The sequence below is a fragment of the Nitrosomonas sp. genome, assembly GCF_019752095.1.
Classification (GTDB): Bacteria; Pseudomonadota; Gammaproteobacteria; order Burkholderiales; family Nitrosomonadaceae; genus Nitrosomonas.
Genome location: NZ_JAIEMO010000003.1, coordinates 1 through 19,953 on the forward strand (window position 1 = coordinate 1; position 19,953 = coordinate 19,953).

Below are 19,953 nucleotides of genomic sequence, written 5' to 3' on the forward strand. Positions count from 1 at the left end.
CGGTTCAACATATTGCTGAAGCATCCACTACCGGACATGCCACCAATATTATTGCCGGCATGGGCGTTTCAATGCGCTCAACCGCAGCGCCGGTTCTGGCTGTTTGTATCAGTATTTTGCTGGCGTATGCACTGGCTGGCTTGTACGGTATCGCGATCGCCGCAACATCAATGCTGTCGATGACCGGCATCATTGTTGCACTGGATGCGTACGGCCCGATTACTGATAACGCAGGTGGCATTGCAGAAATGGCAGAAATGCCCGACTCAGTTCGAGCTATCACTGATCCTCTGGATGCAGTTGGTAATACGACTAAAGCAGTTACCAAAGGTTATGCGATCGGCTCAGCCGGATTAGCAGCATTAGTGCTGTTTGCCGACTACACCCATGCATTGGAACATGCCGGCTTTGAAATATCCTTTGATTTATCCAATCACATGGTGATTATCGGGTTGTTTATCGGCGGTATGATTCCTTACTTGTTTGGTGCCATGTCGATGGAAGCTGTCGGACGTGCCGCCGGATCGGTGGTGATCGAAGTTCGTCGCCAATTCAAGGAAATTCCGGGCATCATGGAAGGCACAGCCAAGCCAGATTATTCGCGTGCCGTGGATATGCTGACCAAATCGGCAATCAAGGAAATGATGATTCCTTCATTATTACCTGTGCTGATTCCTTTGTTGGTCGGTGTGATCCTAGGACCGCAAGCCCTAGGCGGCGTATTGATGGGTTCGATCGTAACTGGTTTGTTCGTAGCGATTTCGATGACAACCGGCGGCGGTGCTTGGGATAATGCCAAAAAACATATTGAAGACGGACATTTTGGCGGCAAAGGCAGTGAAGCCCACAAAGCCTCAGTAACAGGGGATACCGTAGGTGATCCTTATAAGGACACGGCTGGCCCTGCGATTAATCCATTGATCAAAATTATCAACATTGTGGCACTGCTGATTATTCCTCTGCTATAAATAGCATTGATTAATTAACCAATCAACTTAAGCACATCAGGCAACTGATGTGCTTTTTTTATGGGGAGATGTAAATTTATTTTGTGTCCGAGACAGACATGAATGATCCGATTTTGACAAGAAATCTCGTTACAGAAATGTACAGGATAGTTGTACCAGAGACTTTATAAAACCTTTTTCTCAAATTCTATCAATCGGTATCGATCACCTATCGTTGTATGGCTGTATGAGCAAACCGAGCTCTATAGGTTCCTATAGAGAATCATAATCACCCATACAACTGTCTTCTCAGTCCACACCTGTTCAATATAACCGCACTGATTTCCTCAATTGAAATGCGCGTGGTCTCTAAATAGGGAATATCGAATTGATGAAACAGCGATTCCTGCCATTGTAATTCTCGCTGACATTGCGCGAGCGATGCATATTCGCTATTTGGGCGGCGTTGCTGCCGAATGAAATGTAATTGCGCTGAGGTTAGTGTTAAACCAAACAATTTTTTTCTGACATTTTCCAATACCTTCGGGATCTGCTGTACCGTCATGTCATCCGGGGTTAGCGGATAATTCGCGGCAGCGATACCATACTGCAACCCTAAGTAAAGACAAGTCGGTGTTTTACCGGAACGTGAAACGCCGATCAGGATAATATCGGCTTCGTCAAAATGCTTGGGATTGACGCCATCATCATGCGCCAGCACATAATTAACTGCGGCAATGCGCTTGAAATACGACAGTTGATCCTGACCGTGGGAACGCCCGGCCATACGCGCAAACGGCTGCTCCAGTTCTTCTTCAATCGAACGAATGAAGGTCTCAAAAAAGTCATAAATACGGCAATTCGCCTGTTTGATGACTTCGAGAATTTCCGGTTTCAGCAAGGTACTAAACACCAAAGGACGGTGACCATCGTTTTCAGCAGCTTGATTAATCTGTGTTAATACAGTTCTGGCTTGTTCGATATCGTCCAGAAACGGCATGTTGACGATGCTCCATTGGATACCATCAAATTGCGTTAGCAGGCTGTGTCCAAGCGTTTCCGCCGTGATGCCAGTACGGTCGGATAAGTAGAAAACAGTGCGTTTTTGCTGCGTCATTATTTGTCCAGTTTTGCCAGATCAAGCCAAGTCTGCATAACCGAATCGGGATTTAACGATAGGCTGCTGATGCCCTGCTCAAAAAGCCAGGCGGCAAAATCCGGAAAATCAGAAGGGCCTTGCCCACAGATACCAATATACTTTCCTTGCTTATGGCAAGCATCGATGGCCATTTTCAGCAGTTTCTTGACCGCCGGGTTACGTTCGTCAAACACATGAGAAACCAGACTTGAATCGCGATCAATTCCCAGTGTCAATTGCGTCATATCATTGGAGCCAATGGAAAAACCATCAAAGAACTGCAAAAACTCTTCCGCCAATACTGCATTGGAAGGAATCTCGCACATCATGATCAGCCGCAAACCATTTTGGCCTCGCGCCAATCCTTGCGATGCAAGCAACAAGGTTACTTGTTCGGCTTCTTCCACCGTACGGCAAAACGGGATCATGATCTCGACATTGGTCAACCCCATTTCATCGCGCACTTTGCGTAACGCTTGACACTCGAGCTCAAAACAATCACGAAAATCATCCGACACATACCGCGAGGCGCCGCGAAAACCGATCATCGGGTTTTCTTCGTGGGGCTCATAAAGATCCCCTGCAACCAGATTCGCATACTCATTTGATTTGAAGTCGGACGTGCGCACAATCACGGTATGCGGATAAAATGCCGCCGCCAGCATAGCAATGCCCTCAACCAATTTCTCGACATAAAAGCCAATGGGACTTTGATAACCCGCAATACGGTTACTGATTTTCTGTTTCAAATCATTGGGCAACCGATCGAATTCCAACAACGCCTTGGGGTGAATACCGATCATGTTGTTGATGACAAATTCCAACCGGGCCAATCCAACACCTTGATTCGGCATGCGTGAGAAAGAAAAAGCGTGCGACGGATTGCCTACATTCAGCATCATTTTGACCGGCAAATCCGGCAACTGACCGGTATCGGACGTGGTATGTTCGAATGGCAGCAAACCTTCATAGACAAATCCAGCATCGCCTTCCGCGCAGGAAACCGTCACATCCACTCCGTCTTTGATCGACTCGGTTGCATCGCCACAACCGACCACCGCCGGAATACCCATTTCCCTGGCGATAATCGCCGCATGGCAGGTGCGTCCGCCACGGTTGGTGACAATTGCCGACGCACGCTTCATGATCGGTTCCCAATCGGGGTCGGTCATATCCGTCACGAGGACATCGCCCGGCTGTATGACATGCATCTGATCGACCCCCGCGATCAAACGCGCTGTTCCCTGACCGATCTTGCTCCCAATTGATCGGCCTTCGGTCAGTACCGTTCCTTTACCATTGAGTTGGTATCGATCCAGAACCGTTGTGGATCGGCTTTCTACGGTTTCCGGGCGCGCCTGCACAATGTACAACTGCTCATCCAGTCCGTCTAATGCCCATTCGATATCCATCGGACGACCATAGTGTTGCTCGATGATCACAGCTTGACGCGCCAATGCTTCCACTTGTACATCCGATAGAGAAAAACGCGTTTGGCGCTCATTTTCAACATCGCGCGTCAGCGTGAATGAATCTGCCGCATCTTTATTATCGCCATAAATCATTTCTATCGCTTTGGTGCCTAGACGTCGCGATAGAATGGCTGGCTTTCCGGCTGCGAGTCCACGCTTGTAGACATAGAATTCATCCGGATTGACAATGCCTTGCACGATGGTTTCACCCAGCCCATACGCTGATGTGATGAAAACTGTATCGCGAAAACCGGATTCAGTATCCAAGGTAAACATCACGCCGCTCGCGCCCAGATCGCTCCGCACCATTTTCTGAATTCCGGCAGACAAATACACCTTATCGTGAGGAAAATTCTGATGCACGCGATACGCAATCGCCCGATCGTTATATAGTGAAGCAAACACAATCTTGATTGCTGCCATGATTTGTTCCAGCCCGCGAACATTCAGCAATGTTTCCTGCTGGCCGGCAAATGAGGCATCGGCCAAGTCCTCAGCAGTCGCTGAAGAACGCACAGCAAATGAAACCTCATCGCGATTTGCGTCATCCGTAACCAGTTTTTCGTAAGCTTGCGCCACTGCCTGTGAAATAGAAGCTGGCAACGTGGCATTTAGCACCCAGCCGCGAATAGTTCTGCCGACGGTAGTCAGCGCATTAATGTCTTCAACATCCAGTCCATTCAGTAAATGATTGATACGGTCAGCCAATCCATTACTGGTCAAAAATTCACGGTACGCTTCGGTCGTAGTTGCAAAGCCTATCGGCACATTAACACCTGCTTGTGCAAGATGACTGATCATTTCTCCCAAAGAGGCATTCTTACCGCCCACCAAGCCTACATCTTTCATCGTCAATTGATCAAACCAGGCAATATATTGTGTCATTATGAAATTCCTATCAGCAAATATATTAATAAGTAATCTTTCAATTACGCTGACGCGACCCGCCGGGCCTTACGTTTGTCTCATTCTTTAATAATGGGCAATGTCCAGAAGTCACGTGACGGCATGTCAAATTATCGAGCAAATCGTCAGCCTGCCGTAAATAGCTCAAGAATGTCTGCGCCACAATCGACAACTGCTTGCCGGATGAATAAGCAAAATACCAATGACGTTCAATCGGAAATCCTTCAACATCCAATATCGCAAGCTGCCCAATCTGCGCATCAAGCGCCAGTGTATGTTGCGACAATACGGCAATACCCAATCGGCCCGCGACGGTTTGCTTAATCGCCTCGTTGCTACCTAACTCCATGCGAACTTTTAACTTTTTATTATGTTCCGAAAAAAAATGTTCGGTAGCTATTCTTGTTCCGGAACCTGGCTCACGCATAATAAAAGGCTCATCACAAATACGCTCTATGGTGATCTTTTTTTTAGTTGCCAGTGGATGATCCGCAGATGCAAGAACAACCAACGGGTTATCCAAAAAAACCTCGGCCACTGCATCAACACCATCTGGAATTTGACCTAAGATATAGAGGTCATCTTGATTATTCGTTAATCGCTCCAGGATATGCTCTCGGTTCGTCACTTTCAATGCAACGTCTATACCAGGGTATTTCTGGCAAAACATGCCCAATAATCGCGGCACGAAGTATTTCGCAGTGGTCACTACCGCAAGCCGAAGTTTCCCTGATTTCAGCCCCTTCATGTCGGAAGCAATCATCTCGAAACGGGAGAAATGATCGAAAATACCCAGGCAGGTTTTATATAACTCATTTCCCGCATCAGTCAGATAGATTTTTTTACCAACTTGCTCAAACAAAGGCAAACCGATTTCTTCGGTCAATTTTTTGATTTGCATCGATACTGTCGGTTGCGTCAGAAATAATTCCTCAGCCGCTCGGGTAAAACTCTTCAATCGAGCAATCGCCTCAAAAACCTCAAGTTGCCGCAATGTGCTATGGCGCATGAAGCCTCCTTTTATTCCGGATATATAGATAGGAGTCTATTATAACTATCGAAACAATTGATTGTTATTTATCATTTAGCGATTCTACACTATATGTGACCCGCTGTTAGCACACCTCCTAACTAGAAGTATATAGCGTGGTTTTTTATAAATTACTTGGAGAATATTATGGCTTCACAAACGATGAAAGAAGGTAAAGAACGTTACACATCAGGGGTTATTCCTTACAAAAAAATGGGTTATTGGGAACCTGCTTATGTACCCAAAGATACGGATATTGTCGCCATGTTCCGTATTACACCACAGCCCGGTGTGGATCATGAAGAGGCGGCGGCTGCAGTTGCAGGTGAATCTTCCACCGCGACCTGGACTGTAGTATGGACTGACCGACTAACCGCTTGTGAGCTATATCGTGCTAAAGCATATAAATCTGAACTTGTTCCAAACACAGGTCCGGGCACTGATAACGAAGCCCAATATTTTGCTTATATCGCCTATGATCTAGATTTGTTCGAAGAAGGCTCGATCGCAAATTTAACCGCCTCCATTATTGGTAACGTATTTGGTTTCAAAGCAGTTAAAGCACTGCGCCTTGAAGATATGCGCATTCCAGTAGCTTACCTCAAAACTTTCCAAGGCCCTGCAACAGGTATTGTGGTTGAGCGTGAACGCTTGGATAAATTCGGTCGCCCATTACTCGGCGCCACCACCAAACCAAAACTGGGCCTCTCGGGCAGAAACTATGGTCGCGTGGTATATGAAGGTCTTAAAGGTGGCTTGGATTTCATGAAAGATGATGAGAATATTAACTCACAGCCTTTTATGCATTGGCGCGATCGCTTCCTGTATTGCATGGAAGCAGTAAACAAAGCAGCTGCCGCTACAGGTGAAGTGAAAGGTCATTATTTGAATGTTACCGCCGGCACCATGGAAGACATGTATGAAAGAGCGGAATTTGCAAAATCCTTGGGCTCAGTCATCATCATGATCGATTTGGTGGTCGGTTATACCGCGATTCAGTCGATGGCAAAATGGGCACGCAGAAACGACATGATATTGCATTTGCATCGCGCGGGTAATTCGACTTATTCACGTCAAAAAAATCACGGCATGAATTTCCGTGTGATATGTAAGTGGATGCGTATGGCAGGTGTCGATCATATTCACGCAGGCACGGTTGTTGGTAAGCTTGAGGGCGATCCGCTTATGATCAAGGGCTTTTACGATACCTTGCGTGAAACACGTACTGAAAAAAGTCTGGAACATGGATTGTTCTTTGATCAAGACTGGGCATCATTGAATAAATGTATGCCGGTTGCTTCAGGTGGTATCCATGCAGGCCAGATGCATCAATTGATCGATTATCTCGGCGAAGATGTGATACTGCAGTTCGGTGGCGGCACCATTGGACACCCTCAAGGCATTCAGGCTGGTGCAGTAGCGAACCGTGTAGCACTCGAAGCTATGGTTATGGCGCGCAATGAAGGTCGGGATTACGTGAAAGAAGGCCCACAAATTCTTGCAGATGCTGCGAAATGGTGCACACCGCTCAAACAAGCATTAGATACGTGGAAAGATATCACCTTTAACTACGACTCCACAGATACGGCTGACTTCGTGCCGTCCACAACTGCAAACGTTTAACTATTTCAGGAGTAGCAATTATGATGACCAATGTAGGTAATATAGTTACACAGGGGCAATTTTCTTTCCTGCCCCCGCTGACCGACAAGCAAATTTCAGCACAGCTCAAATATGCGCTGAACAATGGTTGGGCCATCGGGATTGAATATACTGATGATCCGCATCCCCGCAATACCTATTGGGAAATGTTCGGCAATCCAATGTTTGATTTAAAAGATCCAGCAGGAATTTTGCTGGAAATCAATAGTTGCCGCAAAACTTTTCCAAACCACTACATTCGCGTAACTGCATTTAACTCGGTACGCGGAGTAGAGAGTCCAACCATGTCTTATATTGTCAACAGACCTAAGAAAGAGCCAGGGTTTAGTTTAGTGCGTCAAGAAGGTGCTGGACGGAGTGTTAGTTATACTATTCATTCCTATGCAACCGATAAACCGGAAGCCGAGCGCTACTAGCCGTAAAGCGTAGAATTTCTCTCTCTTCTTTAAGAAGAGAGAGAAATAGTTAAAATGCAAACATTGTTAGCATTAGAATTTAATGCTGTTAAGTATTAAACAGAAGTCATCTAAAGGATTTAATTAATATTGATTGTGATTATGTCAATATTTATCCCATGAGCCATCAATGAGTGATTAAACATGCCTAAGCAATCTAAAAACTTAACTTCATCTAAAGACGCATCGATTGATTTGGATGCAGAGTTCCGAAATACTAATATCCAGGAAGTTCTGGATAAGCTAGATCGTGAGTTGATTGGCTTAATCCCTGTGAAGACTCGTATTCGTGAGACTGCATCGTTGCTGCTGGTAGATCGTGTTCGCAAACAACTAGGATTATCTGCGGGCGCCCCCAGTTTGCATATGTGTTTTACTGGCAATCCGGGTACGGGAAAAACGACAGTAGCTCTACGCATGGCAGAAATCTTGCATCGCTTGGGTTATGTGCGTGAGGGACACTTGGTTTCGGTGACCCGGGACGATTTAGTCGGTCAATATATCGGTCACACTGCCCCCAAAACAAAAGAAGTGATAAAAAAAGCGATGGGCGGTGTTCTTTTCATCGATGAGGCTTATTATCTTTATAAACCAGAAAACGAGCGCGATTATGGCGCAGAATCCATAGAAATTCTGCTGCAAACGATGGAAAACAATCGCGATGACTTGGTTGTAATCCTGGCAGGTTATAAAGATCGCATGGATAAATTCTTCCATAGCAACCCCGGGATGCGCTCCCGTGTCGCGCATCACATCGACTTTCCGGATTACGGCGCAGAAGAGTTAGTTGCGATCGCAAAGTTGATGCTAGAAAGCCAAAATTATTGTTTCAGCAAAGCTGGAGAAGAGGCCTTTGGAAAATATATTCGCTTGCGTATGAAATCGGAGCATTTTGCCAACGCTCGCTCGGTTCGTAACGCTCTTGATCGCGCTCGACTGCGTCAGGCAAATCGATTATTTTCTGGAACCAAGAAATCATTATCCAAAAATGATCTTGTTACAATTGAAGCAGAAGATATACTCGCCAGTCGCGTTTTTCTTGAGGCGTCGCCTGATAGTAAATCCAAGGTCAAAAAAACAGACTGATAATAATTTGAAACAAAATCTTGATAAGATGGAGACGTTAACTCGACCCTGGCGCATTTTCCCCAAAAAGATAGATGCAGCTTGTTATAACCGTGGACGACTTGCATTGCTTCGATTAGGCTATCCACTGCGCGTCACATTGCAACAGCATCGTGGATTAGAAGTCATTTTGGATCGTACCGAGTGGTTATGTGTCGACAGTAATGCAGAGGATCAGCCTGTCCTGGCATGGCGTGATTTCAAGATTCATGGACGTAATAATCTACACCGGCCTATTGCCTGCGAGTTATGGCTATATCATAGTTGTGCCGGTCTTATCATGGGATCTGCTCTGGATGATTTAAACACAGCGCTCGAAACACTCACGATTGATTTAAGATAAATGCACACCCCTTAAAATAGAGGATATAAATGCCACTCGTAGATATGCGCGATATGTTGCATCATGCTTATCAGAATAACTACGCAATTGGTGGTTTTGGATTGGTAAGCCTGGATTTCCTGGAAGCCATTATCGCGGCAGCCGAGTTGTGCCGCTCACCTGTCATTCTCAATCTTTCCGAGCCGCTTTTCGGCCAGCAGGACTTCAGATTAATCCTACCGGCAATTGAACGTGCAGCACATCAAGCTAAAGTTCCGGTTGCAATCCACTTTGATCACGCAAAACGGCACGAATCCATCGTAGAGGCGATTAATTTGGGCTGCAATAGCGTCATGCTGGATGTATCTTCTCAAGCATTTACTGTGAATATAGCCCAAACCAGCCATGCGACAGAAACGGCTCACGCATGTGGCGCCGCAATTGAAGGAATGCTTGGTTTTGTCGGCGGCACGGAAGGTGAAAATGCTATCAACCACTTAGGTGAGGCGATTTATACCTCGGCTGAAGAAGCCAAAGTGTATGTTGATCGTACTCACGTTGATTTTTTAGCTGTTTCCATTGGCACTGTCCATGGTCGTCAGAACAGTCGAACCAAACTGGACTTCAAACGCTTAAAACGAATTAATGATGAACTTGGGATTCCGTTAGTATTGCATGGCGGTAGTGGATTAATCGAAGATCAATACCATAAGGTAATTTTAAATGGTGTTGCTAAAATCAACTGCTACACAGAGCTTTCCGATATTGCTGCTGCCACCATTCGCTCCAACGTTCAATCACGCACTAAAAAAGGTTATATCGAAGCGATGCAAGATGTTAAGAACAACCTCCTCGAACGAATCAGCCTATACATGCATCGCTGGGGTTCGGCTGGCCGTGCCGCAGAAGTACTAATCCAATGCCGCGCTTGGCAGCCTGTAGAACAGACTATTGTTTACAATGTCCAAAAGCGCTACTTGCAACAAATTCACGCCTTAATCGAACAGGGCCGAGAAACATTAAGCGCCATCCCTGGCGTACGTCAAGTTTTCGCAGGCTGGGCATTATCGGTATCGGATCAATATCATCTATGCTGGCGTATTCAATTTGCTACTACTGATGCCAGCAATAATTTCCAATCCCATGCGGAATATATTGCTTTTATTCATCAACTATCGCGCATATCAGAGCCCGATAAAATCAATATCACATTTGCCGCAACCTCACTCGGAACAAATTCCTGTTTAGAAGAAATCAAAATTCCTCAAGCACAGCATTTAGCATAAAAGCGGATGCCACTAAGCAATATGTGGCAGCAATGGTCCGATTTAAGAGCTTATTTGGATTTCCATGTACAATCTCATCGTATTTACTAATAGGCTATTCATTTTTGCCTATGGAATATCAGGATAGATGGTTTTATCCTATAGATCCTATAGCAATAGTCGTCTGAAATTTGCTTCTGCTATAGCACAACGAAATAACATAGAAAGGAGATGCTCATGAAAACTGTTACAATTCTTATCGTTACAGCCATAATCCTGGCGCTGACCGGTTGCGCAACCATGACGGACACGCAACGTGGCACAGCACAGGGAACCGTGATTGGTGCAGGTACAGGAGCTGCGATTGGGGCACTTATTGGTGGTGGAAAAGGTGCTGCCATTGGAGCAAGCTCAGGAGCCCTGCTTGGTGCAGGTGCCGGTTATATGTGGTCACAACGCATGGAAGAGCAAAAAAGGGAAATGGAGACAGCCACCGCAGGCACTGGCGTGCAAGTCACACAAACCGAAGACAATCGCCTCAAGCTGAATATTCCCAGCGATATCTCTTTTGACACCGGCCGGGCTGACATCAAGCCAGGGTTCAGGCCCATTCTCGATAACTTTGCAACCAGCTTAGTCGGTAATGAAGGCGCGACCGTCAAGATCATTGGGCATACTGACAACACCGGCAGCGATGCAGTCAACAATCCATTATCGGTTAACCGGGCCGCCAGCACACGCGATTATCTGGTAAGCCGAGGCGTATCCATCAACCGCATCCAAATTGATGGTCACGGTTCCCGCGAACCTCTAGTCGAAAATAACACATCAGAAAATAGAGCGGAAAATCGCCGCGTGGAAATTTTTGTGGCAGAAAAGCAACCAACGCCAGAAGCAGCGCCTGCACCATCTAAACAGTAAAATCCGTTAAGTGCCGCCAGATTAGTCGGTGGCACCACCAATAAATCTTGGGTTATTTTTTGAAAAATCCCGACAAATGATTTAACAATTCTTCTTCTTTGTAAGGCTTGCCAAGAAATATATGAACGCCTAAATCCTTGGCAATCTTACGATGTTTCTCAGCGGTTCGTGAGGAGATGATGATCATTGGGATATGCGCTGTTTCCGGGTTCGAGCGCACCTTTTCGATCAATTCAAAACCGTTCATTTTAGGCATTTCCAGATCAATCAGCATGACGTCAGGGATGATTTCCTGAAGACTTTCGATCGCTTCGACACCGTTTTTCGCAATCACCACGTCGCAACCTTCACGTTCCAAAAGACGGCAGGTTACTTTGCGTACAGTCAGTGAATCGTCCACTACCATGATAGTAGGCGATTTGACTGATTTTTTGTGTATGGCGGGAGTTAATTCAGGTACCGGAGTGCTGAGCGTCTTTTGCACATCGCTGCGTTGCATCAATTTGACTGGATTCAGGATCAGAATAATTTCACCATCACCGGTGATGGTGGCACCTTCGATACCTGGCGCTTGAGCGAGCTGTGAGCCGGTACTTTTGATCACCACTTCGGTATCGCCTAGAAATTCATCAGCGTGGATTGCCAGATATTGGGTGCCGCTATGCAGAAATAATACTGGGTTGTGCTGAGCAATCTCCGGACTATGATCGGTTTCGCCTAATAAATGCGATAGATGGGAAAATGGATATTTCTTTCCGTTAAATTCAACACAATGTTCCTGATAGGTTTTCTTTAATTCATCGTGATCAAATTCCCGATGATGCTCCACAATGAAAGCCGGAATCGCATAGATTTGTTTTCCGGCGCGGATCATGAATGTCTGTGCCACGGACAGCGTAAGCGGCAGATAGATCGTGAAGCTTGTGCCTTGATAAGGAACGAAATCGACGCTGATACGGCCGTTCAGCATCAAAATTTCATTCTGGACGATATCCAGCCCAATGCCGCGACCGGAAATTCCGGTGATGGAATCGGAGGTTGACAAACCTTGCGCGAAAATCAATGACATGGTGGTATCGCCGTCAATAGCTTCCTTCTCCTGAACCAATCCAAGCCGCTGCGCTTCCTCCCGGATACGCGGAAGATTCAGGCCACGGCCATCGTCACTGAGCGTGATGATCACCTCATTGCCTTCTTGACGCAATTGCAGGGTTATTTTCCCGGCATCGGGCTTGCCTGCCTGTTGTCTCTGCTTCGGTTCTTCGATGCCATGTGCGATGGCATTACGTAGCAGGTGCTCGAGCGGGGGGTTAATTTTCTCTAACACATTGCGGTCAATCTCAACTTCCGCGCCGAAGATTTCCAGATCTACTTCTTTTCCCATATCTTCGGCCACTTGCCTGGCAATGCGGTAATAACGCTCGGCATAATTGCTAAACGGTATGGTACGAATCTGCAGCAAGGATTGCTGCAGCTGGCGGTTGATAACGGATTGCTGTGCAACGGATTCTTCAGCAACATGATGTGTGGTACGCAAGCTTTTTTGCACGGTGATTATGTCATCAACACTCTCCGCCATTAGTCGCGTCAATTCCTGAAAACGGGAGAAGCGATCGAATTCGAGCGGATCAAACGTGTGTTCGCTTTCATGTTGTTGCGCAAGGTGCGATTGCATTTGAGTTTCCGCCTGAATTTCCACTTCGCGCATCTGATCGTGTAAGCGGTGTGTACTTTCGGCAAGATCCTGCAAAGACTGTTTAAAACTGTTGAGTTGCGCTTCAACTTTAGATCGTAGAATACTGGCTTCACCGGAATCATTCATCAGTCGATCAATAAGCTCAGAATTGATGCGTAAAATGGCCTTGGATTGAAGTAGCTCAGCTTTCTCAGGCAAAGCCTGATTTTGTGCTGATGTATCCACTGCACTATTGATATTAACTTGCTCCGAGACCCCTGGGGTGCCAATACTTTGCAGCTGTTCAATCTGGCTACTGATGATGTCAAATTCACTTTCTAGCTGATCCAACGCAGAATCCGACATATCATGCTCATGGAAAGCCGTTTCGACATGGCTTTCCATAGCATGAATCAAGTCGCCCAGCACTACAGCTCCCGTCATGCGGGCACTGCCCTTCAGGGTATGCAATAACCGTAACATCGCACGGTGAATGTCGTCATCCCTCGGCAACATGCGCCAAGCTCGTAATTTGCTGCCGATTTGCGGAATGATGTCATAAGTCTCTTCAAGAAATGCTTGCAGCAGTTCCGGGTTGATCTGCTCGACGGCATCGAGAAGCGGCACAGATTCAGCTGACGTGGAGAGCAATGATGACTCCGGCAATGCCGCCAACTCTTCGGGTTTCACTGCGGGTTCATCGGTATTGGCTGCAAAACCAATGACCTCAGCTTCAGCTCTTTGAACCAGCAATTCTTTTGCTGTCAGTAATAATTCTTTGGCATCAACATGGGTAGTGCCCTGTTCGCGCAAATCTCTGCACCATCCGGCATAAGCCTGGCGCGCACGGGTAATCAAGTCTACTAATTGATCGCTAATCGGTATTTTCTCATTCAACCAATGATTCAGCACTTGCTCCAGATTCCACGCGACATCACTCATTTCCTCCAGCTTGACCATGCGGCCGCTGCCTTTAAGTGTATGAAACCCACGTTGCAAACTGGTAAGCGCATCATGATCGTAAGCACCAATGCGGCACTTCTGCAGATCATTACCGAGTTCTGCCAACAGCTGATTCGCTTCTTCAAGGAAAATTTCGAGCAACTCCGAGTCAACATCTGTGCTTGCCACTTCGCTGCACACTGTTTCCAATTGCGCTTCGGTGACAGGCGAAACTTGTATTGCTGGTGTCGATTGCGATGCTCTAGTGCGGCGCATTGCCACCATTTGGAATAATGCAAGTGCTTCCTCGACAATCTGGATACTATCGGATTGCCCACTTCTGAGCGCTTCAATAAAGAAACCCAAGCTACTTAATCCATCCACAAGCAAAATCTGTTCTGACTCAACGATTTCATAATCTGGCTGCAACAGTTTTTCAACCAAATTCTGACAAAGCCTCAATAACGTTTGAGCACGCTCCAATTCCAGCATAACCAAAGCACCTGCAATTTGCTTGAATAAGCTTGAAAGCAAAACTAGTCCGGATCGTTCGCTTGGCTCAAAAAAGAATTTATCCAGAATACTCTCGATTTGCGCAAGATTGGTCAGCATTTCTTGCGCAACTTGCGCCAGTAAATCTTTGTCCTGCGTGCTATTTTCTGACGCATCAAAAAAAGGAACAGCAGGTAATTCGTTAATGTTGACATCACCGGCAGTAACGCCATGCAAACGCAAAACCAGAATATCGATCTGGCGTGGCAGTTCTGGCGACAACTTGTAAAAATCATCGAGGATGCTCTCAATCATCAATAAAGCAGTAGCCATTTCCATGGCCAATTCCTCGTCCATATCTTGCGGCTGTGCATGCAAATATGCGGCGGTATCACTCATTGCATCAATCAGCTTGATTAACGGCGCACACTCCGTTTGCTGCGCTTGGTGCAAGAGCCAATCAATATACTCTGACAACGCAACTAAACTCTCTTGATGCCCCGCACAAAACTCCCGCCAAATATCATTGGTTTGCATCAACGTACCACGCAATCTTTCCAATAATGGATTTAGAAATTCCGACTGCTCAAATGTCAGCGCATCGGTAGCTGATAGGCTTGGCCAAGCAAAGCTGCGCTTGATATCATCAATACGCTGCCCGGTCGATTCACTATGAATAAGGTGATACAGCAATTCACGCATTAACACCGCAGTGTTACCCAGTGTTCCAGCAGCCAGATGACGAATCGCTTGCTCGATCTTTCCGCACAACCTCCGGATCATGAGGTCAATTTGACTGTCATCCAAATACAGCAAGTCTTCTAAGAAACCAGCCGTCACCCACCAAAAAACACGTTGTTCTGCCGTTCCTGGAAATGCCTCGATCTGATTCACGGCTGCTGCCATTTGTTGCAATCCCTGTTGATTCGAAGGATCACGCAACCACTTCAGCAAACCGGCTTGATATTCAGCACCCAACTGCTTGGCCAAAGTTTTGGCGGATATGGCATCAATATGCGCAGCTGGGTCTTTTAGCACTGGATCTACGGTTAAGCGCGGGAAAAACAAATCACTTTCGGGTGCATTCTCGAAACCATACACTTGCATTAACGAGCGATAAACTGGGAACAATCGCAACGCGTTTTCTGCGGCACCATCGATAAGTTCGTTGAGATAGAACAATAAAGCTTTGGTGGATTGTTTCAGTGCATCAATAACCGGCGGACTCAGTTCAATTTTTTTATAAATCAGCGCATCAACCACTTGCTCCATTTTCTCGGTAACGGTGGTGATACTCGTCAGATTTAGCATCTCCAACAAACCATCCAGCTGATGGATATAATTCCGACAGTCTTTGATCAGCTTGTCATTATCGGGATGCTGGCTATACACCTCCAGATTCTGATCTATCAATGCAAATACCTGATAAATTCCATCCTTAATGCCGATAATTGCCGAAATGTTAAGTTTAGGTTGAGCGCTCATTTTTCCGTACCATCAGTTCATAGTGGGACCGAAAATACCCTCACACCTTGAAATTAGACACCGATGCTTTCAGCTCGGATGCAAATCCGGTAATCTGTTTAATCGATCCGGTGGTTTTCAGGGTTCCTTGGGTATTCTGTCGGGTAATATGAAGAATTTCTTCCATATTAGCAACCACCTTGTGCGCGGCTCGTGTTTGCGTATTAGTCACATCAAAAATATTCGATACTAATTGAGCGAGCTGCTTGGATACTTGTTCGATCTCCTCCAAGGCCCTTCCGGCCGCATCGGAGCGCTTTGCGCCTTTTGCCACACCCAGTGTGCTGCGCTCCATCGCGGCGATAGCGTCCTGGGTGTCACCTTGAATCGTAACGATCAATTCGCTAATTTGTTTGCTGGCCTCCGTTGACCGCTCAGCAAGGCGCTGCACTTCCTGCGCGATCACAGTAAAACCATGTCCCGCCTCACCGGCGGCAGTAGCTTGCAGTGCCGCATTCAAAGCCAGAACATTGGTTTGATCGGTGATATCAGTAATCAATGCGACAATATCGCCAATTTCCTGTGAACTTTCACCTAGGCGCTTAATCCGCTTCGAGGTATCCTGAATATAGGTACGAATCTCATTCATCCCGGTAATCGATTCACGCACCGCCGATGTGCCTTTTTCCGCCGTAGCCAACGATTGTTTCGCCACTCTTGCGGATTCCATCGCCATATCCGATATTTCGCTGATTGATTCGGTCATGCCTAAAACCGCAATCGTTGTCTGTTCGATTTTTGCCGTTTGATGTTGCGCTGCGGTTAATAACCCGGATGAAACTTGTTGCGCCTGATTGGATGCTCTCACCACTAATGCGCTGGCCTGATTAACCTGCTCCACCAGGGCATGCAATTCCTCAATCGTACAATTGATGGCATCAGCAATAGCACCGGTTGTGCGGTTAGTGATATCGGTGCGAACCGTTAAGTCGCCGTCGGCAATTCTTTTCATGTTATCCAGCAAAGTCACAATGGCTTTTTGTGTTTTAGCCACTTCGTTGCGGCTGGCTAAATCTTGATAGCGCGCATTCTGAAGCACTGTCCGGATAAAAAAAATCAACGCAAGCAACACACAAGTACCGAGCATCATCATCAGTCTATTTAGCCGCGATATCGTGTACGAGGCTTGCTCCTGAATCTGATTGCTCAGCTCACGCGAGATATTCAGCATTACATCACTCTTGCTTACCATATCATCAATAGCCGACTGCACCGTTGCTGCTGCAGAAATCTCTTTCTGTATCACATGCAGGTGATCGTCGAGCCTTCTCACCAATGCATAAACATGCGAAAGCAGATCCTGAATCAATTCATCCCGACTTGAAGCTACGCCCAAACCGTTATCGCCTTGACTTAACGCGTGCGTAATCGCCGAAATATGTGCGTGATCCTGTGTCAATTGCGCAGTAATTTCTGCCAATGGCAATTCGATTGGCAGTAGCGTTTTTACATTTCTCGCGACGTTGCGTGCATGCATTCTTATGACTTCCACCGTACGAACTTCATTCGACAGATTGCCAATTTGTACCATACGGCTGATTAATTCTTCACTGCGCCTATTCAGTTGACTATGTGCAATATGGATCGCCTTGATACTGCTAATGAGTTGCAACAACGATTCTTGCTGACTCAAAATCAGATGGATATTTCCTTCCTCAATTTGCCAGTTTTTAAGATAGGCATCCAAACTCTGCGACGATGCGTCATCAACGGCGGAGATGGCCTTGCCATGATACAAACCACCTTGCAATAACAGCATAATATAGCGATTCAGTTGATTCTGGCCATCTTGCAATGGTGTAAAAGCTGATACATTGCCGGTGATTATTTGCTGGGCAGCATTGGATACACGCAAATGCTGCAACTGTAACTGTGAAACAAGTTCTGGTTGTAGCGCATTGTTTCTGGCTTGCTGTACACTGAAAATCAGTGTACTCAGCAGCAGCGCAGTGAAAAACATCACGATGCCACCCAGAATCCAACTATGGTTGAGCAAGGTGGTTTTTTTCGAAACATTTTTTTTCGCTGGCAGCACAATAACCGGCAGCTTCTTTCCTATCGCAACCAGACTGGTTGTTAATCCAAATTTAGAAAAATTGTTTTCCATTGTTTTCTCCAGCTTTAAGTTCAGCTTGCCTGAATATTCAGGCACATTGAAGGCAAAATCATCCGACATAACCGATGTCAGCTGCTAGCTTAACCTTAGGAGTGTGTGATCAAAAACAGAATAAGACCTGGAAAACAAGGTCTTTTAGATGTGAGATTGTGGATCGATTATGCGAGGAATAATTTATACGCCGGATTCTTGGTTTCGTCCCAATAACGATAACCCAATTGATCCAGGAAAGCGTTGAAATCGGATTTTTCTGTAGGGGGTACTTGGATGCCGATCAACACGCGGCCATAGTCGGCGCCATGATTACGATAGTGGAATAAACTGATGTTCCAGTTATGGCTCATGCTGTTCAGGAAATTCATCAGCGCACCTGGGCGATCGGGAAATTCAAAACGATACAAAATCTCGTTTTTCACATCGCGTGCCCGCCCGCCGACCAAATGTCGGATATGCAGTTTGGCCATTTCATTGCTGCTCAAGTCTTCGGTCGCCAGACCGCTTTGCTTCAATTCGCTGATCAGTTTTTGAGTTTCCTCCTGATTGCGTACCGATACGCCAACAAAAATATGCGCCACTTTCGGATCCGCATAACGGTAATTAAATTCGGTAATGCTTTTGGCACCAAGCAAATTACAGAATTTTTTGAAACTGCCAGGTTGTTCCGGAATCGTCACTGATATCACTGCTTCACGTTGCTCACCAATTTCCGCGCGTTCGGAAATATGCCTCAGACGGTCAAAATTCATATTGGCTCCAGATGCGATTGCAACCAGTGTCTTGTGCATGATTTTTTCACGCGCGACATACGCCTTGATTCCGGCAATCGAAAGCGCGCCGGATGGTTCCATAATCGTGCGCGTATCTTCAAATACATCTTTGATCGCCGCACAGATGGAATCAGTATCAACCAACATCACTTCATCGACCAATTCGCGACATAAACGAAAGGTTTCCTTGCCCACATGCCGCACCGCCACCCCATCCGCAAACAACCCCACCTGTGCCAATTTAACACGACGACCACTCTGCAGCGAGCGGTACATGGCATCGGCATCTACTGGCTCAACACCGATGATCTTGACTTTCGGATACAACCGTTTCACATACGCGGCAATTCCGGCGATCAAACCGCCCCCACCAATCGGCACAAAAATAGCATGAATCGTGCCGGTATGCTGGCGCAGAATTTCCATGCCGATCGTTCCCTGTCCGGCAATGACATCCGGGTCATCATAAGGATGCACAAATGTAGCCTGTTCTTCCTTCGCTAGTTGTATCGCGTGCTCATACGCATCGTTATATGAATCGCCATGCAATGTCACCGTAGCACCCAACGCCATGACCGCATGCACCTTGATTTGCGGCGTCGTTTCTGGCATCACGATGGTTGCGGAACACTTGAGTTTCTTGGCAGCCAATGCTACCCCTTGCGCATGATTACCCGCAGAAGCGGCAATCACGCCGCGATTACGCACTGCAGGCGGCAGCTTGATCATCTTGTTATAGGCGCCGCGCAACTTAAAAGAAAAAACCTGCTGTAAATCTTCCCTTTTCAACAAAACCTGATTATGGATCCGCGCGGATAAATTGGCGACAAGTTCCAGCGGACTCTCAATCGCCACATCATAAACCTGTGCGGTCAGTATTCTTTCAAGGTAATTGTTTTTCATAACGAGAAGTGGATAAATTCGAGCGCTATTGTAATCCGGAACCAGAAGGGGATTTTAGCACGATCAAGGATAGCATGAGCTTTCTTGCGGTTATGGGATACTGAATAAAAATGAAGAAGATATTATGTGCATTACACGGATTGATATGCTTTCTAATGCAATATATCGCATCATCTCGGAAAATTAAATTAACAAAGACTGCTTTATCTATTGGGAAAGTGATCGAATGAGCCTGGAAAAGACATTGAAGAAATCCGACTTGGTATCAAAGCCGGACGTTTCATAAATGAA

13 protein-coding genes are annotated in these 19,953 nt (G+C 46.3%); 7 read left to right on the forward strand and 6 right to left on the reverse strand.

Going from position 1 to position 19,953, the window contains the following annotated elements:
• A partial coding sequence (locus tag K2Q13_RS00315) for a sodium/proton-translocating pyrophosphatase (RefSeq protein ID WP_292918653.1) occupies nt 1-968 on the forward strand: 968 nt, incomplete at its 5' end.
• A 268-nt stretch (nt 969-1,236) separates the two neighbouring features.
• Here the strand turns inward: K2Q13_RS00315 and K2Q13_RS00320 are convergent.
• From K2Q13_RS00320 to K2Q13_RS00330, 3 genes are read right to left on the reverse strand one after another with little or no spacing between them, the layout of a single operon-like run.
• The gene (locus K2Q13_RS00320; protein ID WP_292918654.1) at nt 1,237-2,064 is read right to left on the reverse strand and encodes a pyruvate, water dikinase regulatory protein; all 828 of its coding nucleotides are present in this window, start codon (nt 2,062-2,064) and stop codon (nt 1,237-1,239) included.
• Nucleotides 2,064-4,442: a phosphoenolpyruvate synthase gene (ppsA, locus tag K2Q13_RS00325; protein ID WP_292918655.1), complete on the reverse strand. Its 2,379-nt coding sequence runs from the start codon at nt 4,440-4,442 to the stop codon at nt 2,064-2,066. The genes K2Q13_RS00320 and ppsA overlap by 1 nt, the downstream gene beginning before the upstream one ends.
• 40 nt (nt 4,443-4,482) lie before the next feature.
• Entirely contained in the window at nt 4,483-5,472 is a 990-nt protein-coding gene (locus K2Q13_RS00330; protein WP_292918656.1) for a LysR family transcriptional regulator, read from the reverse strand.
• Nucleotides 5,473-5,655: 183 nt separating this feature from the next.
• Here K2Q13_RS00330 and K2Q13_RS00335 point away from each other — a divergent pair, with 183 nt between their 5' ends.
• The 6 genes from K2Q13_RS00335 to K2Q13_RS00360 all read left to right on the forward strand — a co-directional run bounded on the left by K2Q13_RS00335 (nt 5,656) and on the right by K2Q13_RS00360 (nt 11,243).
• Nucleotides 5,656-7,116 carry a ribulose-bisphosphate carboxylase large subunit gene (locus K2Q13_RS00335; protein ID WP_365725008.1) on the forward strand — a complete coding sequence of 487 codons (1,461 nt, stop codon included), beginning with the start codon at nt 5,656-5,658 and terminating at the stop codon, nt 7,114-7,116.
• Nucleotides 7,117-7,136: 20 nt separating this feature from the next.
• The gene (locus K2Q13_RS00340; protein ID WP_292918658.1) at nt 7,137-7,571 is read left to right on the forward strand and encodes a ribulose bisphosphate carboxylase small subunit; all 435 of its coding nucleotides are present in this window, start codon (nt 7,137-7,139) and stop codon (nt 7,569-7,571) included.
• 183 nt (nt 7,572-7,754) lie between these two features.
• Nucleotides 7,755-8,696 carry a CbbX protein gene (gene cbbX / locus K2Q13_RS00345; RefSeq protein ID WP_292918659.1) on the forward strand — a complete coding sequence of 314 codons (942 nt, stop codon included), beginning with the start codon at nt 7,755-7,757 and terminating at the stop codon, nt 8,694-8,696.
• A gap of 7 nt (nt 8,697-8,703) precedes the next feature.
• Nucleotides 8,704-9,078, forward strand: coding sequence for a hypothetical protein (locus K2Q13_RS00350; RefSeq protein ID WP_292918660.1), 375 nt, complete (start codon nt 8,704-8,706; stop codon nt 9,076-9,078).
• Nucleotides 9,079-9,107: 29 nt separating this feature from the next.
• A complete protein-coding gene (locus K2Q13_RS00355; protein WP_292918661.1) occupies nt 9,108-10,343 on the forward strand; it encodes a class II fructose-bisphosphate aldolase in 1,236 nt (411 codons plus the stop codon).
• A gap of 216 nt (nt 10,344-10,559) precedes the next feature.
• Nucleotides 10,560-11,243: an OmpA family protein gene (locus K2Q13_RS00360; protein WP_292918662.1), complete on the forward strand. Its 684-nt coding sequence runs from the start codon at nt 10,560-10,562 to the stop codon at nt 11,241-11,243.
• A gap of 52 nt (nt 11,244-11,295) precedes the next feature.
• On the opposite strand, the gene K2Q13_RS00365 is transcribed toward K2Q13_RS00360, so the two are convergent.
• From K2Q13_RS00365 to ilvA, 3 genes are all read right to left on the reverse strand, one after another.
• Nucleotides 11,296-15,837, reverse strand: coding sequence for an Hpt domain-containing protein (locus K2Q13_RS00365; RefSeq protein ID WP_292918663.1), 4,542 nt, complete (start codon nt 15,835-15,837; stop codon nt 11,296-11,298).
• 40 nt (nt 15,838-15,877) lie between these two features.
• On the reverse strand, nt 15,878-18,052 hold the full coding sequence (locus tag K2Q13_RS00370; RefSeq protein ID WP_292918664.1) for a methyl-accepting chemotaxis protein: 2,175 nt from the start codon (nt 18,050-18,052) through the stop codon (nt 15,878-15,880).
• Between the two features lie 98 nt (nt 18,053-18,150).
• Entirely contained in the window at nt 18,151-19,662 is a 1,512-nt protein-coding gene (gene ilvA, locus K2Q13_RS00375) for a threonine ammonia-lyase, biosynthetic (RefSeq protein ID WP_292918665.1), read from the reverse strand.
• Nucleotides 19,663-19,953 lie beyond the last annotated feature (291 nt).